Genomic DNA, 293 nt, shown 5'->3' on the forward strand with positions numbered 1-293 from the left:
CCTGGCTGTCCGCAGTCCGGGCACACACCAGTAACGGCTACTGGCGTGGCCTCAATGATGGTCAGCGGTCCGGCATCAGCGGCACCGGTGATGGCAAGCCCGATTTCCGCGGTACGGCAGATAGTGTCGGCGACGAGATTTCCAGTAGGCTTCACAGTACGGGTCCCTGGTGGGTTTAGATGGTTGTGTAGGAACTTTCATCTTCACACCAGGGACCCCTACATGTTGTGGTGACCCGCTGAACCCGTCGATTTCTACCTCACCCCGCTACGCACCCCGAAACCGGAAGAGCC

At 59.7% G+C, this 293-nt stretch carries 1 pseudogene; it reads right to left on the reverse strand.

From position 1 onward, the window contains the following. Positions 1–155: pseudogene (locus HMPREF2822_RS04655) on the reverse strand (ISL3 family transposase); the annotation flags it as partial. Positions 156–293: the final 138 nt, after the last annotated feature.

The sequence above is a fragment of the Corynebacterium sp. HMSC062E11 genome (assembly GCF_001811845.1).
Classification (GTDB): domain Bacteria; phylum Actinomycetota; class Actinomycetes; order Mycobacteriales; family Mycobacteriaceae; genus Corynebacterium; species Corynebacterium hesseae.